Source organism: Pseudomonas sp. K5002, assembly GCF_013386655.1.
Taxonomy (GTDB): Bacteria; Pseudomonadota; Gammaproteobacteria; order Pseudomonadales; family Pseudomonadaceae; genus Aquipseudomonas.
In genome coordinates this window covers 1-2,792 of the sequence record NZ_JACARK010000697.1, presented here as the reverse complement: position 1 = coordinate 2,792, position 2,792 = coordinate 1, and the positions used below count along the sequence as shown (strand labels likewise).

The window sequence follows — 2,792 nt, the reverse complement described above, 5'->3', positions numbered from 1 at the left end:
AATCGCCTGTTCGACCAGGCCCCGCCAGACGGTGTTGTCGACTGGCAAAAACTCGCCTGCGCCTTGGCCACCCGCGGTGCATTCAGCATCGTCACCGGCGGGCCGGGTACCGGCAAGACCACCACGGTGGTGCGTTTGCTTGCGCTGTTGCAGGCCCCCGCCGTGGAAGCGGGCAGCGCGTTGCGCATCCGTCTGGCCGCGCCCACCGGCAAGGCGGCCGCGCGCTTGACCGAGTCCATCAGCCAGCAAGTGCTGTCTCTGAAAGTGCCTGATGCGGTGAAGGAAAAAATCCCGACCCAGGTCACCACCGTTCACCGTTTGCTCGGCAGCCGTCCCGGCACCCGACACTTCCGGCATCACATCGGCAATCCGTTGCCCCTGGACGTGCTGGTGGTAGACGAAGCCTCGATGATCGACCTGGAAATGATGGCCAACCTGCTGGACGCCTTGCCACCCCATGCTCGCCTGGTGCTGCTGGGTGACAAGGACCAGTTGGCCTCGGTTGAAGCCGGGGCGGTGCTGGGGGATTTGTGCCGCGACGCCGAAGCCGGTTTCTACAGCCCGCAAACCCGCCAGTGGCTGCAACAGGTCAGCGGCGAAGACCTCGGCGCCAGCGGCCTGCAGGAAGACCTCGACGGTAGCCACCCCTTGGCGCAACAAGTGGTGATGCTGCGTTACTCGCGGCGTTTCGGCGAAGGCAGCGGCATTGGCCAGCTGGCCCGCTGGGTCAACCAGCAAAACCCTGAGCAGGCCCGCAAACTGCTGGCTGCCCGCAGCCATGCCGACCTGTTTTGCGTCAGCCTCAAGGGCGAGCACGACCATGCCCTGGAGCGCCTGGTGCTGGACGGCCATGGCGACGGTGCCCACGGTTATCGCCATTACCTGAAACTGCTGCAGACCGCGCGTCCGTCCCTGGAGACGCCACGGGATGACGAGGCCTGGACGCTCTGGGCGCAAAAGCTGCTGAAAGCCTTCGACGCTTTCCAGCTGCTCTGCGCCGTACGCAAGGGCCCATGGGGCGTGGAGGGCCTGAACCTGCGCATTACCGCCGCGCTGCTCAAGGCTCGGCTGATCGACAGCGACCAGCAATGGTACGAAGGGCGCCCGGTGTTGATGACTCGCAACGATTACGGCCTGGGCCTGATGAACGGCGATATCGGTATCGCCCTCAAGCTGCCCGAAAGCGACGGCGGGCCGCAGGTTCTGCGCGTCGCGTTCCCGCGCAACGATGGCCAGGGCGGCGTACGGTTTGTGTTGCCCAGCCGGCTCAACGACGTCGAAACCGTCTACGCGATGACGGTGCACAAATCTCAGGGCTCTGAATTCACCCACACCGCACTGATTTTGCCGGACGCCTTGAACCCGGTGCTCACCAAAGAGCTGATCTACACCGGCATCACCCGCGCCAAGGACTGGTTCAGCCTGATCGAACCCCGGGGTGGCGTATTCGAAGAGGCGGTGAGCCGCAAGGTGAAACGCTTGAGTGGGCTGATGCTGGAACTGGGCACTTGATCGTCAAAGAAGCTGACCGATGGGACATCTAAATTTTCTGATCCAAATGTGTGATTTTTCTTAATAAAATGTCGGAATCCTCCTGGGTGTCGCCTCGGGGGTTTTCCGCCGTTGTGCTATCGTTGCGGCATCATCCCGAGAAGATCAAAGAGAATCGCTGCATGAACGTGGCTGTCTCGCCCACAGAGCGAAGTTTGAGCTGGAGACGAATGCTGCTGTTTGCGCTTCTGTGCGTGTTCACGCCTCTTGCTTTTGCCCAGCCGCCTGCCGGCATGGCCGATCAGCGGGCCAAGGCCGTCACCCAAGTGGTCCTGGGAATTCTCAGTTACGCCCGCTGGCCGGTAGAGCCCGCGCAATTGCGTTTGTGCATTGTCGGGCCAACCCAATACACCGATGACCTGGTCAAAGGCACCACCCAGGCTACCGGCCGTCCGGTAGTGGTGCAGCGTTTGCTGGCCGACCATCCAGACATCGCCAATGCCTGCGATGCCGTGTACATCGGCCAATTGACCAGCGACGAGCGCAGCCGCCTGTTCGCGGCATTGATCGGCCATCCGGTGCTCAGCATCAGCGAAGGCGGCGACCAATGCACCGTGGGCAGCCTGTTCTGCCTGCGGGTAGCCGACGAACAGGTGTCGTTCGAGGTCAACCTGGATTCCGTTGCCCGTAGCGGTGTGCGCATTCATCCGAGTGTGCTGCAGCTGTCCCGACGTCGAGCGCCGGGGTCATGAGTGTCGATAAGGCGCCAGTGCGTCCTACCTTGCGTTCAGTGATCGGGCGCGGGCACCTGAGCCTGGCGCTGATGGCCGTCAGCATGGCCAGTATTTCCCTGACCCTGCTCGGCGTGCTCGCGCTGCGGGTGTATGCCGACCACAATCTGCACCTGATCGCCCGCTCCATCAACTACACCGTGGAAGCGGCCGTGGTGTTCAACGACAGCGCGGCGGCCACCGAGGCGTTGGGCGTGATCGCCTCGGAGGAAGAAGTGGCCGAGGCGGAAGTCTTCAACGTCGACGGCAAGCAACTGGCCCACTGGGAGCGCCCTGAAACCGGGATGCTGTCGATGATTGAGCTGCAGTTGGCGCATGCCCTGCTCGAACAGCCCATCACCCAGCCGATCCTGCATCAGGGCCAGGTCATCGGCAGCGTGCACCTGACCGGCCACGGCGGCAGCCTGTTGCGCTTCCTGCTCAGCGGCCTTGCCGGGATTCTGGTGTGCACCGCCCTCAGCGCCTGGGTTGCACTGTACCTGGCGCGGCGTTTGTTACGCGGCTTTACCG

The 2,792-nt window shown here is 63.3% G+C and carries 3 protein-coding genes; all 3 read left to right on the top strand.

Annotated elements, in window-relative coordinates; genetic code table 11:
- Positions 1 to 1,512 (top strand): exodeoxyribonuclease V subunit alpha (gene recD, locus HX846_RS26485; RefSeq protein WP_178966408.1); only part of this gene is annotated, 1,512 nt, incomplete at its 5' end.
- Between the two features lie 161 nt (positions 1,513 to 1,673).
- Complete coding sequence (locus tag HX846_RS26480) at positions 1,674 to 2,243, top strand: YfiR family protein (RefSeq protein ID WP_102605613.1); 570 nt, start codon at positions 1,674 to 1,676, stop codon at positions 2,241 to 2,243.
- The coding region (locus tag HX846_RS26475) for a CHASE sensor domain-containing protein (protein WP_306173156.1) at positions 2,240 to 2,792 on the top strand (553 nt) is incomplete at its 3' end. The genes HX846_RS26480 and HX846_RS26475, both read left to right, overlap by 4 nt.

Coding starts and splice junctions, on each gene's coding strand:
- HX846_RS26480 (WP_102605613.1), top strand. CDS start 1,674: ATGAACGTGGCTGTCTCGCCCACAGAGCGAAGTTTGAGCTGGAGACGA.